The organism is Wolbachia endosymbiont of Oedothorax gibbosus (assembly GCF_936270435.1).
Lineage (GTDB): Bacteria > Pseudomonadota > Alphaproteobacteria > Rickettsiales > Anaplasmataceae > Wolbachia.
The window spans coordinates 1,453,328-1,473,943 of sequence record NZ_OW370567.1; the positions used below are offsets into that span (position 1 = coordinate 1,453,328).

Below are 20,616 nucleotides of genomic sequence, written 5' to 3' on the forward strand. Positions count from 1 at the left end.
ATGAATAATGAAGATATCAGTAATAAAAAATTAACGCTCCAAGGCTTAAGCAAGCTTAAATTAGACCTCAATTTAAATTCTTCAGCTAGCCCAAGTACTGGAGCTACAATAGTAAAAAAAAGAAGAAAAAAATCTCATGATGCAGAGGAACATAATTTATTTGACGGGAGTAAATTAGGTTCTTTAACAGAGAAAGAACAAATTTTCCGCATTAATGCTGTGCAGAATGCTGCTTTGCTGAAAGAAAGAAATCAGAGAGAAGAAAAAGAGAAAACAGCAAAAGAAGACAGCAATAAACAGATTGACGAGAAAAATGAAGCGGACACTTTATCTAAGGAAATAAATAAGCAAGTTTTAAGTAATACCCACTTAGTTGAACCAAAAGAAGATAGTATTGACTATGAGGGCGACGATAAAAAGTCTTCTAAAGTCAACAAAGATATATATTCTAAGCATTCTAAACTGGTAATTGCACAGGCAATAGATGAAAAAACTGAACAACCCCCTGTATTTAAGCAAAGATTTGGTATAAGAAGTAGAAAGTCAAAGTTTACCAAGGGTAAAAATATATCAAGAGAAGTTATTATACCAGACAAAATAACTATCAGGGAGTTATCTATTCGTATGGCAGAAGACAGCAAGAGTGTGCTAAAAATGTTCAAAGAAGAAGTTGGTGAGAGTTATAGAGTAGATGATCTGGTGGATCCAGATATAGCATGTGAAATAGTGGAAAAATTTAATCATACGGCTAAGCGAGTGAGTGATGACGACAAAGAAAAGGATTTATTTTTTATAGAAGACAGAGAAAGCCTGCCTAAAAAACCTAAACCACCAGTCGTCACTTTTATGGGACACGTCGATCATGGTAAAACCTCATTGCTCGATGCATTTCGTGAATCTAATGTTGCAGAAAGAGAGTCAGGTGGGATAACTCAACACATAGGTGCTTATCAAATAACGACAAAAGATAAGCAAAAAATTACTTTTATTGATACACCAGGACATGAAGCGTTCACTGCGATGCGTGCACGTGGTGCCAATATTACTAATATAGTTGTAATAGTAGTTGCAGCTGATGATGGAATCATGAAACAAACAGTTGAAGCAATAAATCATGCAAAAGCAGCAAATGTTTCTATTATAGTTGCTATTAATAAAATTGATAAATCTGAGCCTGGTGATGTAGAAAAAATAATTAATAGTTTGCCTCAATATGATCTCATTCCTGAAAAGCTTGGTGGTGATGTTATGATTGTGCCAGTATCAGCAAAAAAGAAAACTAATTTAGATAAACTAGAAGAGGCGATTTTGTTAATCGCTGAATTAATGAAGCTAGAAGCAATAGAAGATTGTCGAGCACTTGGATGGGTAATAGAATCCAAAATAGATAAAGCGAAAGGAATATCAGCTACATTGATAGTTGAGGAAGGAACGTTAAAGGTTGGTGATATATTGGTAGTTGGTACAACATACAGCAAAGTACGTAGTATGGTTAATCACCTTGGTCAAAGAGAAAAAGCAGCACTACCCTCCGCTCCAATTGAAATTACTGGTTTAAATGGTGTGCCAAATGCTGGAGATAAATTTGTTGTTGTAAATTCCGAAAAGCAGGCGCGTGAAATTGTTGAATACAGGCTAGAGTTGATCAAGAAAAAGAAAGAAGATTCAGATGACAATAATTTAGATATATTCAGTCGTAATAACAGTGAAACAGAAGAACTATCTGTAGTTTTAAAGTGCGATGTAACTGGTTCTATTGAAGCAATATCAAGTTCAATTGATAAACTCGGTAAAGACCAAGTGAAACTAAATATCCTACACAAAGCAGTAGGAGGGATAACAGATTCAGATGTGCTGCTTGCAGAAGCATCAAGTGCAGTAATTTTAGCTTTTAATGTAAAAGTGGACTCAAAAATAAGGGACTTGGCAAAACAAAAAGGTGTAGAAATACATACTTATAACATAATATACGAGCTCATTGACGACATGAGAATGTATTTAACTAAAATGTTAAAGCCTGTTACACGAGAGGTTCGTGTTGGCTTTGCATCTGTGAGACAAATATTTAATGTATCTAAAGCTGGTAATATCATTGGATGTTACGTAAGTGATGGAGTCATAAGAAAAGATTCTTTAATTAAGGTAGTGCGTGGTGGCAAATTGGTGCATGAAGGAAAGTTAAAAGCACTACGTAGATTTAAAGATGATGTTAAAGAAGTAGGTGTAAACTTTGAATGCGGAGTATCACTAGAGGGTAATATCGATATTAAAGTTGGAGATATTTTGGAAGCTTATCAATTAGTGCAAGAAGAAAGGGTGTTATAGTAGCTGGATATGAAAAAGGAAATTAGAAACCTAAAAATAGCATCGGTATTGCATAGAGCAATATCAAGAGTCCTAATGGAAGGTAAGGTGTTCAATAAAAATGTAGCGGTATCTGACGTAAAATTAAGTAAAGATTTGAAAAAAGCAGATGTATATATTGTGTTATCTTCATTGAATATTCAAGTAGCTGACTACTCAGATTCAGAAAAAAGACACACTGGAGATCCTTCTGAGAATAACTGTGATATTAACACTGTTGTTAATGAAATGAACCAGTCTGCATGGTCAATACGTAAATCTATATTGTGTTATGTTGATTTGCGGTTTATACCTGAGTTAGTTTTCAAGCCTGATTTAGCGTTTGATAATTTTGTTAATGTAAGCAAAATATTACATAATCACACTTAATTAATGTATTTCAACCATTACTTTTCATTAATGAGATTGCATAGTTTAACAGGTTTGTGGCTTGTGCTATTTCCTAGTTTGAGCGGTATTCTTTTAGCCTCAACTTCTCTATCGTATCAGGCTCTTTTTCTCCTTGTTTTGTTTACTATAGGCGCATTTTTAATGAGACCTGCAGGGTGCATAATCAATGATATTTTCGATAGAGAAATAGATGCGCACGTTGAACGAACAAAATATAGGCCACTTGCAAGTGGTGCATTGAACATAAAGCAGGCTTTGGCTTTACTTTCACTGTTACTGTCTATTGCCCTGATAATCTTATTATTAACTAATAAAACTACACTTATACTTGGAATAATCTCAATGTGTATGATAGCTACTTACCCTTTATTAAAGCGGTATGTTTGGTGGCCACAATTGTTCTTAGGGTTTACCTTCAATATGGGATCGCTCATGGGCTCAGCAGCAATAATAAACCAGATCAGTATAGAATCCTTGCTGTTTTATATAGGATGCGTCTTTTGGACACTTAGCTATGACACCATATATGCTCATCAAGATAAAAAAGATGATGAAAAACTCGGAATGAAATCTACCGCATTATATTTTGGTGATACAACAAAATCTTGGTTGAAAAGATTTTATTTAATATCTCTTATGGCGTGGCTATATGCTGGTATCTTATCATCATTAAATAACATTTTTTATATTGCTCTACTTGCTGTAGGGTTCATATTTCACCGCCAATACAAAAATTTCAATCCTGACGATCCAAGTCAATGCATGTCCATATTTAAAAATAATTCCTACGTAGGGCTGCTTCTCTTTTTTGGCATCCTTTTAGATAGAATTATCACCTAGGTCTCAAGAGTTTTGGCTCTAATAAACTCAGGTAGCCCGCAGAAACAAAAAAACTTCCTTGACAAACTCCGCCAGTCCCCTTATCATGAAACTGAAGCTATTTATTTACCTTCGCAATCTGCAGATTAAAACGACAAAGGGAACTTTGTATTTGGCGTAAATCATGCTTAATTTTTTGCACTATGTGCACCTCATGTCTTTATAAAACTTCTGGGTTTCTACCTATACAAGCCGAAACGCGCTTATAAAGCGTTTAAGACATCAAAAGACGTCAAATAGAACAAGGGAGAATTTGAATACTAGCTACCCTAGGTTTTCTTTGCCTTTTTTTCTGCTTAGTAAATTTCTTAACGTTTATAATTTAGGTTAGTTGTATTTAAAAGCGGCTGAATCGTAGCGTTTAGAATAAAAAACGCCAATATTTTGAAGTACATATAAATAACTAGTTAACCACGGGGCTTCTTTTGCCTTTTTTTTCGTTTGGTAAATTTCTTAATATTTATGACTAAAAGAGCCCAAGAGACCTCAGTTATGGATTAGAAAATAGATAAAAGTATAACTAAGAAGAGGGAAACAGGGTAAACTCGAGTATTTTAGTAATAATAAGAGGTTACCCATGAAGAAAGATATTACAGAACTGTACTGTTGCGTCGAGGATTTTTGTCGTGCGGTAGATGATAATTTTGCAAATAGGTTCTTATCAAACGGCAAAAAACCAACCAGAGTACCAGAAATAGCGCACTCAGAAATTCTAACCATAATCCTATTATACCATAAATCACCATGTAAAAACTTCAAGGCTTTTTATCTTTGTTATCTTCAGTTATTCTATAGATCAGAGTTTTCAAAGCTGCCTTCATATCACAGATTTATTGCCTTAAAGCCGCGAGTTTTGTGGTATTTAGCATTACTTTTGCAATGGTTTTGTGAACAAGCAAAAATGACCGGGATTTCCTACATAGATTCTACTTCAATAGCAGTATGCCATCGAAAAAGAATCTCAAGAAATAAGGTTTTCAAAGGATTAGCAGAGTTAGGAAAGAATACTTACGGCTGGTTTTTTGGTTTTAAATTACATGTAGTAATCAATGAAATAGGTGAAATTCAAGGTGTTACGCTAACCAGAGGTAACGTCGATGACAGAAAACCTGTACCAACTCTAACCAAAAAACTAACTGGACTTTTGTTTGGAGATAAGGGCTATATAAAGAAAGAGCTCTTTGAGAAACTATTCGATAGAGGTCTAAAACTCGTCACTAAAGTGAAAAAAGGTATGAAAAATGCACTGATTTCGCTGAAAGAGAAGATTTTACTAGGGAAAAGATCGATTGTTGAAACGGTTTTTGGCTGCCTAAAAAACAAATTTGAACTTGAGCACACTCGGCATAGATCCACAGTAAATTTCTTGGTACATATTTTTTCTACCCTCATTTCTTATTCAATGCAATCGAAAAAGCCCTGTATTTCTCAGCTTTACTTCGTTGGTTAATCCATAACTGGGGTAAGAGAGGTCAGCGCGTGACGCTGGAATCCAGTTTTCCATATAATCTCATTGAAAACGTTTTTCTGTGCTAGTTTACAAGCAAACTTTCCTGGATCCCAGTGGGCTTTGTTGCATAGCAACCGAAAAAATCTGGCAGTTACTGACAAAATTCATTATAAAATAGCCATTTAACCTTTGAAGAAAAAATATGCCACAAAAAATGAGAGTCAGTAACCAAAACGAATATAACAAATTTCTCCAGGAAAGAGGAAATATTTTTCGTTACATCGATGAAGCTATCGAAAATTGGTATGAAAATAGTCCAAAAATGCAAGGCGGCAACTATATTTATAGTGATAAAGTTGTAATTTTGGTGCATATAATCGTCAATCTTTTTAGAATTGGTTTAAGACAAACGGTAGGGTTTATAAAAGGATATTTGCAACAAATAGGAAGAGATTTGCAGCTATTCACAAGCATCAAAAGAAACTTAATATTAAGATAAATGATTGCAGAAAATAACATGGAAGATATCGAAATTGCTATAGACAGTACAGATATACAACAACACTCCTGAAGGAAAATAGCAAAGATAGAAAGTATCGCAGCTATAGAAAATTGCATGTAATGTTGAATATATAGCTGTAAAATACAGTAAACCCCAGTTATGGATTAACCAACGAAGTAAAGCTGAGAAATACAGGGCTTTTTCGATTGCATTGAATAAGAAATGAGGGTAGAAAAAATATGTACCAAGAAATTTACTGTGGATCTATGCCGAGTGTGCTCAAGTTCAAATTTGTTTTTTAGGCAGCCAAAAACCGTTTCAACAATCGATCTTTTCCCTAGTAAAATCTTCTCTTTCAGCGAAATCAGTGCATTTTTCATACCTTTTTTCACTTTAGTGACGAGTTTTAGACCTCTATCGAATAGTTTCTCAAAGAGCTCTTTCTTTATATAGCCCTTATCTCCAAACAAAAGTCCAGTTAGTTTTTTGGTTAGAGTTGGTACAGGTTTTCTGTCATCGACGTTACCTCTGGTTAGCGTAACACCTTGAATTTCACCTATTTCATTGATTACTACATGTAATTTAAAACCAAAAAACCAGCCGTAAGTATTCTTTCCTAACTCTGCTAATCCTTTGAAAACCTTATTTCTTGAGATTCTTTTTCGATGGCATACTGCTATTGAAGTAGAATCTATGTAGGAAATCCCGGTCATTTTTGCTTGTTCACAAAACCATTGCAAAAGTAATGCTAAATACCACAAAACTCGCGGCTTTAAGGCAATAAATCTGTGATATGAAGGCAGCTTTGAAAACTCTGATCTATAGAATAACTGAAGATAACAAAGATAAAAAGCCTTGAAGTTTTTACATGGTGATTTATGGTATAATAGGATTATGGTTAGAATTTCTGAGTGCGCTATTTCTGGTACTCTGGTTGGTTTTTTGCCGTTTGATAAGAACCTATTTGCAAAATTATCATCTACCGCACGACAAAAATCCTCGACGCAACAGTACAGTTCTGTAATATCTTTCTTCATGGGTAACCTCTTATTATTACTAAAATACTCGAGTTTACCCTGTTTCCCTCTTCTTAGTTATACTTTTATCTATTTTCTAATCCATAACTGAGGTAGTAACGGTCTGATCACTATGGAGCTTGTGATTTGCTTAAAGAAGTTCATGCCATAAAAGCACTATATGCAGATAGGGCATATGATAGGCACAAGTTTTATAAATTGTGTAACGAATATGATATAAAGGCAAAAATTCCACCAATAAACAATGCGGCAGAACATCCAGAAATAGATTATATGTCTGACAGAAATGCTGCTATTAGATTAATAAAATTATACGGTGAAGATGGCGTGAAAGAATGGAAAAAGAAAGTAAATTATGGGAAAAGATCTTATGTAGAAGGTTTTTTCTCGCGACTGAAACAAACATTCTGGTTTAGTTTTCGGAACAAATCTGAGGTTAATCGTGAGAAGGAACTGCGACTCAAGTGTTATTTGCTCAATAAATTCACTGACATTGGTATGCGAAATGGCTACATGAATTTATCGTAAATTACTACCAGTATAAGGTGCGATGCAACAAAGCCATGCCAGACTGGGATGACAAGAAAGGGAGCACTGGAATTTTTGTTTCAGCATTAGCCATGCATCTGAACAGACAATGGCGTCAACTTAAGAACCTGTTTAAAATCTTCGTAATAAGAGAGAAATGAAGGAGAGAACAACCATCTGTAAGCTAGTGTTGAGTTTCCGCTCGCAATTTTTCCACAAACGCCTACATTTTTCCAACCAAGCAAAAGAACGCTCAACAACCCATCTCTTTGGCAATACAACGAAAGAGTGTAATTCACTTCGCTTTATTACCTCAACAGTTGCACCAATAGTAGCTTTTATTTGAGTTGCAAAATTTTCTCCTGTATAGCCAGCATCAACCAGTATATTTTTAACTTCAGAGAGGTTTTCTTCAGCCTTTTCCACCATTTCCACAGCACTGCTACGATCAGTTACTTCTGCCGTTGTTATATGAATTGCATGTGGCAAGCCTTGCGTATCAACTGCAATATGACGCTTTATGCCTGAAATCTTTTTACCTGCATCATAGCCCTTTTTTTCAGCAGTATCTGTGTTTTTAACACTTTGTGCATCAATTATACAGAAACTGGTTTTCTCTTTCCGACCATTGCTGATACGAACCTCTCCAACTAATTTTTTTTAAGACTACTTCCAGCAAGCTTGGTTCTGCTCCATTCTTTTTATTCCACATTTGAAAATAGTAATACACGTTCTCCCACCTTGGAAAATCTTTTGGCAGCATTCTCCACTGGCAGGCGCTTTTTAGGATATATAGCACTGCACAAAATACATCATACAAATCAAGTTTCCTTGGTTTTGTTTTCTTTCTGCTACTCTCCAGTATTGGTCTGATTTTTTCAAATTGTTCTTGACTTATATCGCTTGGATAGCTTTTTTGCATAGATATACCTCTTTCTTAACTATGCCTACTTTACCTCATATTTTCGAGATCCTTAACAGGTTCTAAGAACCTGTTCATAATCTTTTAAGGAGTAAAGAAGTGAAAGCAAGAACGACCATTTGTAAGCTAGTGTTGAGTTTCCGCTCGCAATTTTTCCACAAACGCCTACATTTTTCCAACCAAGCAAAAGAGCGCTCAACAACCCATCTCTTTGGCAGTACAACAAAGGTGTGTAATTCACTTCGCTTTATTACTTCGACCGTCGAACCAATAGTTGCTTTTATTTGTGTTGCAAAATTTTCTCCAGTGTAGCCTGCATCAACAAGTATATTTTTAACTTCAGAGAGTTTTTCTTTAGCATTTTCGACCATTTTCATGGCACTGCTGCGGTCGGTTGCTTCTGCCGTTGTTACATAAATCGCGTGTGGTAAACCTTGTGTATCTACTGCAATATGGCGCTTTATTCCTGAAATTTTTTTACCTGCATCGTAGCCCTTATTTTCAGCAGTATCTGCATTTTTTACGCTCTGAGCATCAATTATACAAAAACTAGTTCTTTCTTTCCGACCATTGCTGATACGTGTCTCTCCAACTAATTTTTTTTAATACACGCTCCAAAGTACTTTCTGTATCTTCGCTTGGTTTTTCACTCCATTTTTTAAAATATTCGTAACAACTTCGCCATTTTGGAAAATCTTTTGGCAGCATTCTCCACTGACAGGCACTTTTTAGGACGTACAGCACTGCACAAAATACATCATACAAATCAAGTTTTCTTGGTTTTGTTTTCTTCCTACTACTCTCCAGAATTGATCTGATTTTTTCAAATTGTTCTCGACTTATGTCACTTGGGTATAAATTTCTCATATATCCTTATTCATATACATCATCTCATAGTTTATCACTTTTTTGAGATTATGAACAGGTTCTAAGAGCATACATTAGCAAACTCTCCTAAAGACATGATGGCGTTTGGGCTTATCTACTTTATTGCGGCTATACAATCTTCCCGGTCGGATCTTAACTTTGGCGCGTATACTTAAAAAGGGCTTGAAAATCTTTTGGCGCAACGAGCACTTGATAAAGTTTCTGTCTCATCACACCAAATAAAACTGAAAAATTTAAACGGTACTCGGCAATTTGATCTGGGTTCCAAGGCCCTTGTGCATCACACATATGAAGCGATAATATATTGCACATGACCAAGTTTGCCCAAAATTCTTGTAATACAGCCTCTAAATTTACCCCAGAAAAATTCTCTAACTCTGCTCCTACTTTGAGTCGTTTGTAGCACTCTTCTATGTGCCACCTTAATACATAAGCTTTACTGATATCTTCCAAAGTAAATTTTTCTCGATCAAAAAGTGAAGTAACTAATACCTCTGTTTCTCCGTTAGCTAATGTCAGCTCTTACTTTCTGTCCTTTCATTTTATTTTTTAGCTTTTCATTTTCTAATATAAAATCAAAATCTGATTCGCCAGATGCAATTCGTTCCCATAGCTTGCTATAATTTCTTTTTTGCAAGCGAAAAATAAAATCTACTTCCAAATCATCATGCTGCTGAATGAATTTTACTGAAGGATAACCACGATCATAGATAAATAATAATTTCTTTTGATTTAATGAACGCATTTGAGTGATAACTTCGGGTAATTGCTCTTCCGCCAACGTTTGTTCCCAAGCCGCAAGGCGAGCACTGCAAATCAGTGAAGTACATAAATCAACAAACAAAGAAACTCTTGCCAATGGTGGCATTGTGCCTGTTGTTCCATTTGGTTTAAAGCGGCCAAACTCGGATACAATTTCCTCAGAGCTGGGTAATCTCATACCAGAACCATCTGCTGCAATAAGTCTATAGCCTCTCCAGCTCAGATTCATCTTGATAAGCTGTTTGGATGCTTAGCTCCAATAACTCTTTAAAACCTGTATTTATACCTTGCTTTAGAAAAAGCTTGCTTTGAGGGTACATGTCAATGGCTCCATAAGTTCACATTCTATTCCCAAACTTTTTTTAACTAACTTTAAAATCATAGAAAATACTGTCGTAAAAGGGAGTTTTCTTGTTCGCGTGAAACTGTTCTTTCCAACACAATGGATTCTCTGAAAAGCTTTCGAGTATATTATATTTTTAATTTGTAGAATAAAATTTTTTCCTTTTTGCATGTTTTACCTAAAAAGGACACATTTTAGACTTCTTTGTTGAAATAAAACAGCAACAAAAGTGCTATTTATTGCAGCTTTTGGGTAATTTAATGGTAAAAATTTTAGAGAGAATTTTTATACACTATCACCGATATTTTTCCTTAAGTTGACGCCATTGTCTGAACAGATACTAGGATGTTGGTTAACAAAACAGAATTTTGTTATCAATAAACACTAAAGGAGTATAGAACAATTAATTTTATTAAAAGTAAAGATAGTAATGCCGATGGAAGGGATAAGCAAGAGATCAAGTTGAAGCTTAGACTTCGTGAAAGACATGTTGCCGTCCACTTCCGCCTAACAAGTATAGTGCGGCTTGGCAAATTAAAATTTTAGCCATGTTAGAACCTGTTCATAATCTCAAAAAAGTGATAAACTATGAGATGATGTATATGAATAAGGATATATGAGAAATTTATACCCAAGTGACATAAGTCGAGAACAATTTGAAAAAATCAGATCAATTCTGGAGAGTAGTAGGAAGAAAACAAAACCAAGAAAACTTGATTTGTATGATGTATTTTGTGCAGTGCTGTACGTCCTAAAAAGTGCCTGTCAGTGGAGAATGCTGCCAAAAGATTTTCCAAAATGGCGAAGTTGTTACGAATATTTTAAAAAATGGAGTGAAAAACCAAGCGAAGATACAGAAAGTACTTTGGAGCGTGTATTAAAAAAAATTAGTTGGAGAGACACGTATCAGCAATGGTCGGAAAGAAAGAACTAGTTTTTGTATAATTGATGCTCAGAGCGTAAAAAATGCAGATACTGCTGAAAATAAGGGCTACGATGCAGGTAAAAAAATTTCAGGAATAAAGCGCCATATTGCAGTAGATACACAAGGTTTACCACACGCGATTTATGTAACAACGGCAGAAGCAACCGACCGCAGCAGTGCCATGAAAATGGTCGAAAATGCTAAAGAAAAACTCTCTGAAGTTAAAAATATACTTGTTGATGCAGGCTACACTGGAGAAAATTTTGCAACACAAATAAAAGCAACTATTGGTTCGACGGTCGAAGTAATAAAGCGAAGTGAATTACACACCTTTGTTGTACTGCCAAAGAGATGGGTTGTTGAGCGCTCTTTTGCTTGGTTGGAAAAATGTAGGCGTTTGTGGAAAAATTGCGAGCGGAAACTCAACACTAGCTTACAAATGGTCGTTCTTGCTTTCACTTCTTTACTCCTTAAAAGATTATGAACAGGTTCTTAGACCGCGGAGAGAACCATGGAAGCATACTACTTTAACTTATGTAAAATCATTAGGGTGATGGGGAAAATATGACACTTTAGTTTTTATAAGCCTAATGAATATGTGAATAAGTACTTTAAGTGTGTGTAGCGTACTTATTCACATATTCATTGGCTACATTAATTTAAAAGGGATTAAATAGAAATTTAGTGCTAGTGTTTTAATTGCCAATAAAACCCCTTTTGATTGAATAAGATAATACGATAGTAAATAAAAGATTGTATTAGAGCTGAATTTTACATCAAAAAATATTTTTCATGATACAAAAAATTATTATTGACTTTCATGCAATTAGAGAACCTGACTGTACTCCTAATTTTTTCTTATTGATTTACAGCGGGTTCTTTGTTATAGCTTATTAATAAAGCTATATGAATTTATTTGCAACTAGTGACCAGAATTATTTGTCATACTTTGGAACTATACAGCTAAGTAAAAAATTATTGTATATGATAATATTGATAACAAATGATGATGGTTTTGGAAGTGAAGGAATAAAATTGCTCAAAGAGGTTGCACGAAATTTTGCATCGGAAATATGGGTAGTGGCACCAGATACTGATAGGAGCGGGGCTGCAAGATCTCTTGATTATCCAGTGAAACAATCTATTGGAATAAAACAACATAGTGAAAGGGAATTTAGTGTGTCTGGTACTCCTGCAGATTGTGTCATTATTGCGCTAAATAAAGTTATGAATAAAAAACCAGACTTAATATTGTCCGGAGTAAATATTGGATCAAATGTCGGGGACGATATTTGTTATTCAGGAACAATAGGTGCTGCAATGGAAGGTGCTGCAAGGTCTATACCTTCTATTGCGCTAAGCCAAGTTTATCATGACAAAATAAACTGGCACAATACAAAGGTTTTTGCACCAAAGGTTATTGCCAAGCTAGTTAAGGTTGGTTGGCCTAAAAACATAGTGATGAGTGTAAATTTTCCTGCTACGGAAAAAGTAAAAGGAGTAGAATTTGCTGAACAAGGTGAATATAACATTGATGGGGATTTAACTTTTACTGAAAATTCGAATGGCTCTTTTAGCTTAAATTGGTCTCGAGAGCACTCAGGCAGTGGTAGTGTAAATAAAATAAAAGAAGGATTTATTACTATCACACCAGTAAAATTAGATTTTACAGATTATGATACATTTAATGCTATGAAAAATTCTTGCGCAGACGAATTTTCTTCTATAGCTGACTGAAAAAGACATTTGCATGGTATCCGTGTATCCGTTCAGCGGAGTGACAGAATAAGGTAGACAAGGTGATCTAAAAAGATAATCATAGAGCAAAAGTGAGATAATATGGTAAACCTTTTAGAACTTTGCAAAAATTTACAGCAAAAAATAGAAAAGTTAGAAGCAAAAATAGAAAGATTGGAAAAAGAGAATGAAAGTTTAAAAGCAGAGAATAAGGCTTTAAAGATAGAGAACGCTGAATTAAAGGAAAGGCTTGGTTTAAATTCAAAAAACTCATCAATTATAATGCACCCCATAAATTAGACCAAAAAAAATTGGTTAATCCGAGTAAAAAGGGAAAAGAATGGAGTGTAGTATGAGAACAAAAAAGCAGAGTTAAAAGCAAAGATAGCTTTGGAAGCAATAAAAAATCAAAAGAGCACAGCAGAGATATGTAGTGAATATAAAATACCATCAACAAATTTATATGATTGGCGTGATTGACCTTACCCATTACAAAATAAGTCTCTAATTTTGACTGCTAACGTATAAAATATGGTACTTGATTTTTGTTGATTGAACATGATATACTAAGTTAGTAATTTAAAATGAGGCAAATTAAAATGTTATCTTTATTTAATCCTTTTACCTTGAAGCGGATCTGGGACAATTATGATAGTGAATTGCGTGATTATATGTTTAAGGATAGGGACTATCTTTACAGTAATTTGATTACTGGATTTAGTAAAGATTCTTGTTGTTACTCTTAATTTTTACTGGGATATTGTACATTTACTACCCCGGTCATATTATAACACTACTAATAAAGCTTTACTACAAAACTTAGTGATTGCAGGTGTAGATATTAACGAGGTTGACAGAATATTTACTAATCAAGAACAAGTTAATAGATTGAACAGCATTAACCAAGATTTACTTCGTTTGTTAATCGATTACAAAATCCTAATTGATGAAAATACAATGATTGGAGGATCGTCGGTTCTAAGTTATAAGTTTTTACCAACAAAAAAACTAAAGCAAAATAATACAATCTATTTTGATTTATTTGACACTCAAGAAAAAATACACCTGTTTAACAGTATTAATCTTACTTTACTAGAATTTTTACTAGACAGAAGTATTATATCAAATCACAACGAATTTAAATCGTTCTTTAGTGATGAAGAAATAATAGCAAACCTTAACAGCATGGATTTCCATTTATTGAGTATTCTAATAGATGGTATTATTAACAATAACCATTTAAAGGAATTGAAGAAACTAAAAGGTAATAATCATGATATATTGGTTGCTTTTAAGAATAAATATGCGCCATGCACTTCGCACTTTAGTTTCTACTAGAGGTATCCGTTCAGCAGAGTGGTTTAAGAAACAATAGATAGGAGATTTTGGAAAGCCACTTTGTTTCCATGTTAAGTATAATGAAATTATCCGCTCAAGGAATGTGTTTCCTTGCTGTGATTGTGTAAAATATGAGTTTTTACGGTAAACGACATAGTGTCGTATCTGTTGTTCAGCATGTCAATGGAATGTTTTCTGAATCATTCAAAAAATTCCACATCATTCTTTCAGATTTCAAAATATTTTTTGCAACTCGAGAAGCTCCTATTGCTTCAGGTAGGTAAAATATCTCCTTCAAGTAATACCTTGTACGTTTTCGCGTATCCGTTCAGCGGAGCGGTAAAATAAAAAGTAGACAAGGAGTGCTAAAAACATAATATCGCAAGTAGTATGTGTGGTCTGATCTACTAGCTAGTCTTCTCAAGCTCTGTGAAAGCTTTAAAATAGAGATAGAGCAACTAAAAGCAGAGATAAAGAGGTTAGAGATAGAAAACGAAAATTTTAGATCTGAGAATAAGGCGCTAAGAATTGAAAATGCTGAATTGAAAGAAAGACTAGGTCTGAATTCACAAAATTCATCGATACCGAGCTCAAAAGAGTTATACAAGCTAAAGAAGAAAAAGAAAAAAAGTGACAGGAAAATAGGGGCACAGATTGGGCATGAAGGAAGTTTTCGCGCCAAAATGGATGCAGATGAGGTGATAAAAGTAAAGTTGTCATCTACTTGCGAGTGCGGAGGAGAGATTGCAATATGTGGAAAACCTTACATTAGACTTCTTTCAAAATTCATATAAGGAGCTCAAAGTTATGAATAGCAGCAATTAAATTAAATCTTAAAGCAAAACGTTTTCGTCTGTTTCGATACCTATCCGAGATGATTTTAAACCTCTTCAATTACGTTTTCAACTATCACCCTTTGGCTAGAAAGAGTCCTATTCTCCGATTTTTTGTCTTTTGGTAAAGGAAACTTTTTTGATCTTCTATGGGGAAGTTGAACATTTTTATGAAATTTGTGCATACCCCTATAACTAGCATCTGCTAAAACTTTAGTGGTCGATAACATGCGAACTTTTGACTCTTTAAAAACTCTAAAGTCGTGTTGTTTACCGTTAGCAAAGGAAGTACATATAACTTTTTTGCTTTTTTTTGCTATAACGACTTGTGTCTTTACCGTATGCTTCTTTTTCTTTCCTGAATAAAATCTTTTCTGCTTTTTTTTGGCCTTTCTACTGGTCCATCTATTACCAAAATTTCATATTCTACATTACCATTTAATAGCTCTTTTTTTCCTGGTAATGCAAAATCTGATTAATGTGCCTTCTACCCATCTTATTATTTTAAAACAGTTACTTTCACTCATGCCATAACTTTGTCCGATATGAAAATATGTCCGATATTCGCGGAGATACTCTAATACCATTAGGAGCATGTTTTCCTCACTTAGCTCTTCCTCCTCTAGCTTTCTTCTTTTTATTTGCTTTCCTTAGAATTTCCACTATCTTATCAAACGTTGCTCTTTTTAGCCCTGTTAATCTGCGAAATTTCTCATCTTCTAACTCTTTTGCTGTTTTGTATTTCATCTATCTCCTTCACACTAAATTACCATTGTATATCTTCTTTGGCTTTATGCTAGTTTCGAAAGAGGTCTATTGAAGTTAAAGTTCTGGTTAAGAAATGTTGCTGCTGAGTTGTTTGCACTGAAAAAAGCTCTGTTAAAAAATGAGATAGATGTTTTTAGATTTGCCAGATGTGCCAGAAAATTGCGAAAACGTACAAGGTATTACTTGAAGGAGATATTTTACCTACCTGAAGCAATAGGAGCTTCTCGAGTTGCCAAAAATATTTTGAAATCTGAAAGAATGATGTGGAATTTTTTGAATGATTCAGAAAACATTCCATTGACACGCTGAACAACAGATACGACACTATGTCATTTACCGTAAAAACTCATATTTTACACAATCACAGCGAGGAAACACATTCCTCGAACGGATAATTTCATTATACTTAACATGGAAACAAAGGGGCTTTCCAAAATCTCCTATCTATTGTTTCTTAAACCACTCTGCTGAACGGATACAAACCTACTTAAAGCAGGTGTATCAATTTATATCATCTCTCAAACTACAGGTCTTACGGTTGACGAAATTGAAAACTTCATTTTAGTTTGAGTTTACAAAGTTTAAAACGGTTTCACAACAGCCATAATAACTATGATTATTATCAATACTGTAACTGCCTCATTTAAAACGCGAAAATAAATATGTGACTTCTTATTCGAACCCATTACAAAATTTTTCCTATGCATTGCAAGTAGCCCATGAATAGCAAACATAAAGAGTAATGCTAGTGCTTTTACATGGAACCATCCTTCACGATATGCTTCCCTAATAACCATTAATGTGATTCCAAGACCAAGTGAGAAAAGCATTGCAGGGTTTATGATATATCTAAGTAGCCTCTTTTCCATTGTTTGAAGCAAGCTATCATTTTCCGATCCCGGTTTTACAGTTGCGTGGTAGACATAAAGCCTGGGTAAATAAAGCATACCTGCCATCCACATGATAACAGAGATAACGTGAAAAGCCTCAAGCCAGTGGTAATAGTTCATTAGCAAAAATTTAAAATTCCTGGTATTGTGTTAGTTTAATGAAAAAGAAATCGATATGAAAGCAGAAAATTTCACTAAAGAACAGATAATTGGATTCTACAGGAAAATGCTACTCATACGCAGATTTGAAGAAAAAGCAGGACAATTATATGGAATGGGATTAATAGGCGGATTCTGTCACCTATCAATAGGGCAAGAAGCAGTTGCAGTTGGAACTCAAGCTGCATCAAAATTAGGTGACGCTTTTATCACAAGTTATAGAGACCATGGCTTAATGCTCGCATGTGATTCTGATCCAAATGTTGTAATGGCAGAGCTTACCGGCAAAGAAACTGGATGCTCGAAAGGCAAAGGTGGTTCTATGCATGTATTTGACGTTGAAAAAAAATTCTTCGGCGGACATGGAATAGTAGGAGCGCAAGTTCCAATTGGCACAGGAATAGCATTTGCTAATAAATATAAGAAAAGAGATAACGTGGTATTCACGTATTTTGGTGACGGTGCTGCAAATCAAGGACAAGTATATGAATCATTTAATATGGCATCTTTATGGAAATTACCTGTGGTTTACATCATAGAAAATAACGAATATGCAATGGGAACCTCCGTGCAAAGATCAACTTTAGTAACAGAGTTATACAAAAGAGGAGAAAGTTTTGGTATTTCTGGAAAACAAGTTGATGGAATGGATTTTTTCTCTGTTTATGCGGCTACAGGCGAAGCAGCGGAACACACACGCAGCGGAAAAGGGCCTATCCTGCTTGAAATGAAGACATATCGATATCGCGGCCATTCGATGTCAGATCCTGCTACTTATCGCTTAAAAGAAGAAGTTGAAGATATGAAGCAAAATCATGACCCTATAAGCACTTTAAAGAAATACATGATAGATAACAAAATTGCTTCAGAAGAAGAATGCAAAGTAATTGATAAGGAAATACGTGACTTAGTGAAAAAATCAGAGGATTTTGCCAAAAATAGTAAAGAACCAAGCATTGATGAGCTGTATACTGATGTTTATAAATTTGTGCTGTAATAGTTTAGACTTGATCTGACAGGCAAACAAAGTAAGATAAAAATATGAACAAATTTTAAAGGAGTGTCAGGCAACACAAGAAAAAATACTAAAACCAAAGTTGGGATTGCTAGAACTTGCAAAGCAATTAGGAAATGTATCACAGGCGTGTAAGGTAATGGGATATTCAAGGGATACATTTTACCGCTTCAAAGAACTGTATGAAACAGGAGGAGAAGAGCGAAAAGCAAGCCATTATATGCAAATAGAGTATCGGAGGATATAGAAAAAGCAGTAATTGAAATAGCAATAGAATTTCCAGCATATGGACAAGAAAGAGCAGCAAACGAAGAGAGGAATTCTCATCTCTGCAAGTGGAATAAGATCAGTGTGGCAAAGAAACAATCTTGAAAATTTCAAAAAGAGGTTAAAGGCATTAGAAGCAAAAGTAGCTCAGCATTTTAACAGAAGAGCAGATAACAGCTCTAGAGAAGGCTAAGGAAGAAAAAGAGGCCCATGGAGAAATTGAAACAGAGCATCCAGGATACTTGGGTAGCCAAGACAGTTATTATGTGGGTAATATCAAAGGTATTGGAAGAATTTACCAGCAAACCTTTGTTGATACCTATTCTAGAGTTGCTTTTGCTAAGCTTTACACAGAAAGGACTGCTATCACAGGTGCAGATCTTCTTAATGATAGGGTAATACCGTTTTTTGATGAACAGAAAGTATCATTACTACGCGTTTTGACGGATCGTGGTACAGAGTATTGTGGCAGACCGGAAAATCACGCTTACCAGCTGTATTTGGGGGTAGAAAATATTGATCATTCTCGAACCAAAGCTCGTTCTCCACAGACTAATGGCATATGTGAAAGGTTCCACAGAACTATGCAAGATCAATATTATCTTTAGAAAGAAAATTTACACCTCTTTGGCAGAACTTCAGTTAGATGTAGACCATTGGGTGCATTCTTACAATAGATCTAGACCGCATTCAGGTAAATATTGCTATCCTATGCAAACCTTTTTTGATAGTATGCATATTGCTTATCAGAAAAATATTGATAGCATTAAACAGGATGCTGATTTTGGTTTTGACTTTGTCAATTCTTCTGTCAGTTAATTCACGCCTGTCAGATCAAGTCTAAACTATTACATCTAATGTATGCTCTTAAGTTGACGCCATTGCCTGAACAGATACGTCATTCATCTTTATCACTACCAAGGTCTTTTAACATACTATAATTGCCTTTTCTAAATCTACTTTTTAAAGACGTAATTCCACTTTCGCTAATACCACTGAGGCTCAGTGCAGCTCCACCTAACTGCAATCCTATCTCAGATGTTTCAGGAATAATTTTACTAGCTCCTAGATCTCTATAAACCTCCACATTACTCAGATCTGGTAAGCGTATTACAATATTTACATGCGGAAAATTTGCGGCAACTAAAGAAACAATTTTTTTTATAGTAACTTCATTCTTTATTGAAATAACGAGAGCTTGAGCTCTTTCTATTCCTACCGATTTTAAAATTTCACATCTTGTAACATCTCCAAGATATATAGGAAAACTATCACTTTTTCCTTCTTTGACTATTTTTGATTGAATATCTACAACAACGTAACTTAAATGCTCTGCAGTAAGCATTTTTGTTACCATATATCCCACTCTACCAAATCCAGCAACTATTACATGGTTATAAAGATCTTGTGTATCTGTTTCAACAGCTTCATCATCTAATATTGTTTTCTCAGTGCTAAATGAGTTTGCTATCCAATCTCCAAGCCCTGATAAAAGAGGAGTGAAAGCCATGGTTACTGTAGTTACCATCATAAGCACTTGAGCGATTTCACTTGGTAGCACATTTAGCTCATCTGCTAAGCGAAATAAAATAAACGCAAATTCACCGCCTTGTGAAAGCAGTAACCCAGCTTGTATAGCAGGTGCACTCTTAAACCCAAAAAATCTACACAATATATATATGATAGATGTTTTTAAAACGATAAGGATAATCGATAATAAAGTAATTAGTGGTAACTTATTGAGTAAAAGTTCGGTATTGATAGACATACCAACAGTCATGAAAAATAAGCCAAGAAACAAATCTTTAAATGGCAATACTGCGTGTTCTACTGAGTGTCTATATTCTGTTTCTGCAACTAACAATCCAGCAACAAATGCACCTAACGCCAACGATAAATGAAATTGCTCAGTAATAAATGCTGCTCCTAATACTATTAAAAGCGTTGTTGATATAAAGATCTCATTACTTTCCATTTTAGCAATAACCGAAAATAAAGGTCTAAGCAATAATCTACCAGTTATAAATATCAGCACTAATGCAATAGCTGCTTGCACCAATGAACCTGCCAATGAGCTTATCAGGCTGTGCTCAGAATTACCAGCAAGTAAAGGTACCAATACTATTAATGGTACCACTGCAAAATCTTGCATTAATAGTACTGCTATTGACAACCTACCAACCTGAGTTGCTTGAGAACCTTTTTCTTGCAGAACCTGCAACACTATTGCTGTTGAGGATAGCGCAAGCCCACCACCAATAACTGTTGCTATATTCGTATTCACTCCGAAAGCAAGAGCGATGCACCATATTGCTACCATGGTAACTATAACTTGAAGAGAACCGAACCCAAATACATGAATACGCATAGCGATCAGGCGTTCAAATGTCAATTCAAGGCCTATAATGAATAATAGGAAAACTACACCAAATTCTGCAAGATTATCCATTGCTTCAGCTGAGTGTATCAGATTAAATCCATGAGAACCAATAACTGCACCTGCAACGAAGTAACCGAGCACTGGACTAATATTCATTTTCCAGAACGCTATGACTATAAACACAGCAGCAGAAAGTAAAATTATAATATCAAACAAATGCTGAGAGCCACTGTGCATGA

At 34.9% G+C, this 20,616-nt stretch carries 13 protein-coding genes and 9 pseudogenes; 14 read left to right on the forward strand and 8 right to left on the reverse strand.

Translation table 11 applies throughout. From position 1 onward, the window contains the following. The 5 genes and pseudogenes from infB to NBW39_RS07370 all read left to right on the forward strand — a co-directional run. Entirely contained in the window at positions 1-2,325 is a 2,325-nt protein-coding gene (gene infB / locus NBW39_RS07350) for a translation initiation factor IF-2 (RefSeq protein WP_250295065.1), read from the forward strand. A gap of 9 nt (positions 2,326-2,334) precedes the next feature. Next, positions 2,335-2,733: a ribosome-binding factor A gene (locus tag NBW39_RS07355; RefSeq protein ID WP_250295066.1), complete on the forward strand. Its 399-nt coding sequence runs from the start codon at positions 2,335-2,337 to the stop codon at positions 2,731-2,733. A gap of 3 nt (positions 2,734-2,736) precedes the next feature. Continuing rightward, the gene (gene ubiA, locus NBW39_RS07360) at positions 2,737-3,594 is read left to right on the forward strand and encodes a 4-hydroxybenzoate octaprenyltransferase (protein ID WP_250295067.1); all 858 of its coding nucleotides are present in this window, start codon (positions 2,737-2,739) and stop codon (positions 3,592-3,594) included. 616 nt (positions 3,595-4,210) lie between these two features. Beyond that, positions 4,211-5,083, forward strand: coding sequence for an IS982 family transposase (locus NBW39_RS07365; RefSeq protein ID WP_250294632.1), 873 nt, complete (start codon positions 4,211-4,213; stop codon positions 5,081-5,083). 202 nt (positions 5,084-5,285) lie between these two features. Continuing rightward, positions 5,286-5,716: pseudogene (locus tag NBW39_RS07370) on the forward strand (transposase); the annotation flags it as partial. A gap of 33 nt (positions 5,717-5,749) precedes the next feature. On the opposite strand, the gene NBW39_RS07375 reads toward NBW39_RS07370, so the two are convergent. Next, the gene (locus NBW39_RS07375) at positions 5,750-6,622 is read right to left on the reverse strand and encodes an IS982 family transposase (protein WP_250294632.1); all 873 of its coding nucleotides are present in this window, start codon (positions 6,620-6,622) and stop codon (positions 5,750-5,752) included. A gap of 102 nt (positions 6,623-6,724) precedes the next feature. Here NBW39_RS07375 and NBW39_RS07380 point away from each other — a divergent pair. Further along, a pseudogene (locus NBW39_RS07380) lies at positions 6,725-7,150 on the forward strand (transposase); the annotation flags it as partial. Positions 7,151-7,282: 132 nt separating this feature from the next. Here the strand turns inward: NBW39_RS07380 and NBW39_RS07385 are convergent. The 3 genes and pseudogenes from NBW39_RS07385 to NBW39_RS07395 all read right to left on the reverse strand — a co-directional run bounded on the left by NBW39_RS07385 (position 7,283) and on the right by NBW39_RS07395 (position 10,236). Continuing rightward, positions 7,283-8,072 (reverse strand): IS5 family transposase gene (locus NBW39_RS07385; RefSeq protein ID WP_250294658.1). Its coding sequence is split into 2 segments (ribosomal slippage): positions 7,283-7,810 and positions 7,812-8,072, totalling 789 coding nucleotides; the frame shifts between segments, so codons are not numbered across the junction. Between the two features lie 74 nt (positions 8,073-8,146). After that, a protein-coding gene (locus NBW39_RS07390) for an IS5 family transposase (RefSeq protein ID WP_250294670.1) occupies positions 8,147-8,939 on the reverse strand; the annotation gives its coding sequence in 2 pieces (ribosomal slippage) (positions 8,147-8,674 and positions 8,676-8,939; 792 coding nt in all). 74 nt (positions 8,940-9,013) lie between these two features. Continuing rightward, positions 9,014-10,236, reverse strand: a pseudogene (locus NBW39_RS07395) (IS4 family transposase). A gap of 445 nt (positions 10,237-10,681) precedes the next feature. Between NBW39_RS07395 and NBW39_RS07400 the strand changes: the two are divergent. From NBW39_RS07400 to NBW39_RS07415, 4 genes and pseudogenes are all read left to right on the forward strand, one after another. Further along, a protein-coding gene (locus NBW39_RS07400) for an IS5 family transposase (protein ID WP_250294670.1) occupies positions 10,682-11,474 on the forward strand; the annotation gives its coding sequence in 2 pieces (ribosomal slippage) (positions 10,682-10,945 and positions 10,947-11,474; 792 coding nt in all). A gap of 500 nt (positions 11,475-11,974) precedes the next feature. Continuing rightward, positions 11,975-12,727 (forward strand): 5'/3'-nucleotidase SurE, encoded by a 753-nt coding sequence (surE, locus tag NBW39_RS07405; protein WP_250295792.1) that lies wholly within the window; start codon positions 11,975-11,977, stop codon positions 12,725-12,727. 102 nt (positions 12,728-12,829) lie between these two features. Then, positions 12,830-13,006: pseudogene (locus NBW39_RS07410) on the forward strand (IS66 family transposase); the annotation flags it as partial. A gap of 678 nt (positions 13,007-13,684) precedes the next feature. Continuing rightward, positions 13,685-14,065 carry a hypothetical protein gene (locus tag NBW39_RS07415; RefSeq protein ID WP_250295069.1) on the forward strand — a complete coding sequence of 127 codons (381 nt, stop codon included), beginning with the start codon at positions 13,685-13,687 and terminating at the stop codon, positions 14,063-14,065. A 23-nt stretch (positions 14,066-14,088) separates the two neighbouring features. Here NBW39_RS07415 and NBW39_RS07420 read toward each other — a convergent pair. Next, a pseudogene (locus tag NBW39_RS07420) lies at positions 14,089-14,384 on the reverse strand (IS66 family transposase); the annotation flags it as partial. A gap of 73 nt (positions 14,385-14,457) precedes the next feature. On the opposite strand from NBW39_RS07420, the pseudogene NBW39_RS07425 reads away from it, so the two are divergent. Then, positions 14,458-14,835, forward strand: a pseudogene (locus tag NBW39_RS07425) (DUF6444 domain-containing protein); the annotation flags it as partial. Between the two features lie 16 nt (positions 14,836-14,851). Here the strand turns inward: NBW39_RS07425 and NBW39_RS07430 are convergent. After that, positions 14,852-15,645, reverse strand: a pseudogene (locus NBW39_RS07430) (IS5 family transposase). Positions 15,646-15,729: 84 nt separating this feature from the next. Between NBW39_RS07430 and NBW39_RS07435 the strand changes: the two are divergent. Then, positions 15,730-16,124: pseudogene (locus NBW39_RS07435) on the forward strand (IS66 family transposase); the annotation flags it as partial. A gap of 123 nt (positions 16,125-16,247) precedes the next feature. On the opposite strand, the gene hemJ reads toward NBW39_RS07435, so the two are convergent. Beyond that, a complete protein-coding gene (gene hemJ, locus NBW39_RS07440) occupies positions 16,248-16,676 on the reverse strand; it encodes a protoporphyrinogen oxidase HemJ (RefSeq protein ID WP_250295793.1) in 429 nt (142 codons plus the stop codon). Positions 16,677-16,731: 55 nt separating this feature from the next. On the opposite strand from hemJ, the gene pdhA reads away from it, so the two are divergent. Together pdhA and NBW39_RS07450 are read left to right on the forward strand one after the other, a co-directional pair. Beyond that, positions 16,732-17,712 carry a pyruvate dehydrogenase (acetyl-transferring) E1 component subunit alpha gene (pdhA, locus tag NBW39_RS07445; RefSeq protein ID WP_250295070.1) on the forward strand — a complete coding sequence of 327 codons (981 nt, stop codon included), beginning with the start codon at positions 16,732-16,734 and terminating at the stop codon, positions 17,710-17,712. 52 nt (positions 17,713-17,764) lie between these two features. Beyond that, positions 17,765-18,816: pseudogene (locus NBW39_RS07450) on the forward strand (IS481 family transposase). 79 nt (positions 18,817-18,895) lie between these two features. Here NBW39_RS07450 and NBW39_RS07455 read toward each other — a convergent pair. Further along, a complete protein-coding gene (locus NBW39_RS07455) occupies positions 18,896-20,614 on the reverse strand; it encodes a monovalent cation:proton antiporter-2 (CPA2) family protein (RefSeq protein WP_250295071.1) in 1,719 nt (572 codons plus the stop codon). Positions 20,615-20,616 lie beyond the last annotated feature (2 nt).

Coding starts and splice junctions, on each gene's coding strand:
- infB (WP_250295065.1), top strand. CDS start 1: ATGAATAATGAAGATATCAGTAATAAAAAATTAACGCTCCAAGGCTTA.
- NBW39_RS07355 (WP_250295066.1), top strand. CDS start 2,335: ATGAAAAAGGAAATTAGAAACCTAAAAATAGCATCGGTATTGCATAGA.
- ubiA (WP_250295067.1), top strand. CDS start 2,737: ATGTATTTCAACCATTACTTTTCATTAATGAGATTGCATAGTTTAACA.
- NBW39_RS07365 (WP_250294632.1), top strand. CDS start 4,211: ATGAAGAAAGATATTACAGAACTGTACTGTTGCGTCGAGGATTTTTGT.
- NBW39_RS07375 (WP_250294632.1), bottom strand. CDS start 6,622: ATGAAGAAAGATATTACAGAACTGTACTGTTGCGTCGAGGATTTTTGT.
- surE (WP_250295792.1), top strand. CDS start 11,975: ATGATAATATTGATAACAAATGATGATGGTTTTGGAAGTGAAGGAATA.
- NBW39_RS07415 (WP_250295069.1), top strand. CDS start 13,685: ATGATTGGAGGATCGTCGGTTCTAAGTTATAAGTTTTTACCAACAAAA.
- hemJ (WP_250295793.1), bottom strand. CDS start 16,676: ATGAACTATTACCACTGGCTTGAGGCTTTTCACGTTATCTCTGTTATC.
- pdhA (WP_250295070.1), top strand. CDS start 16,732: ATGAAAGCAGAAAATTTCACTAAAGAACAGATAATTGGATTCTACAGG.
- NBW39_RS07455 (WP_250295071.1), bottom strand. CDS start 20,614: ATGCACAGTGGCTCTCAGCATTTGTTTGATATTATAATTTTACTTTCT.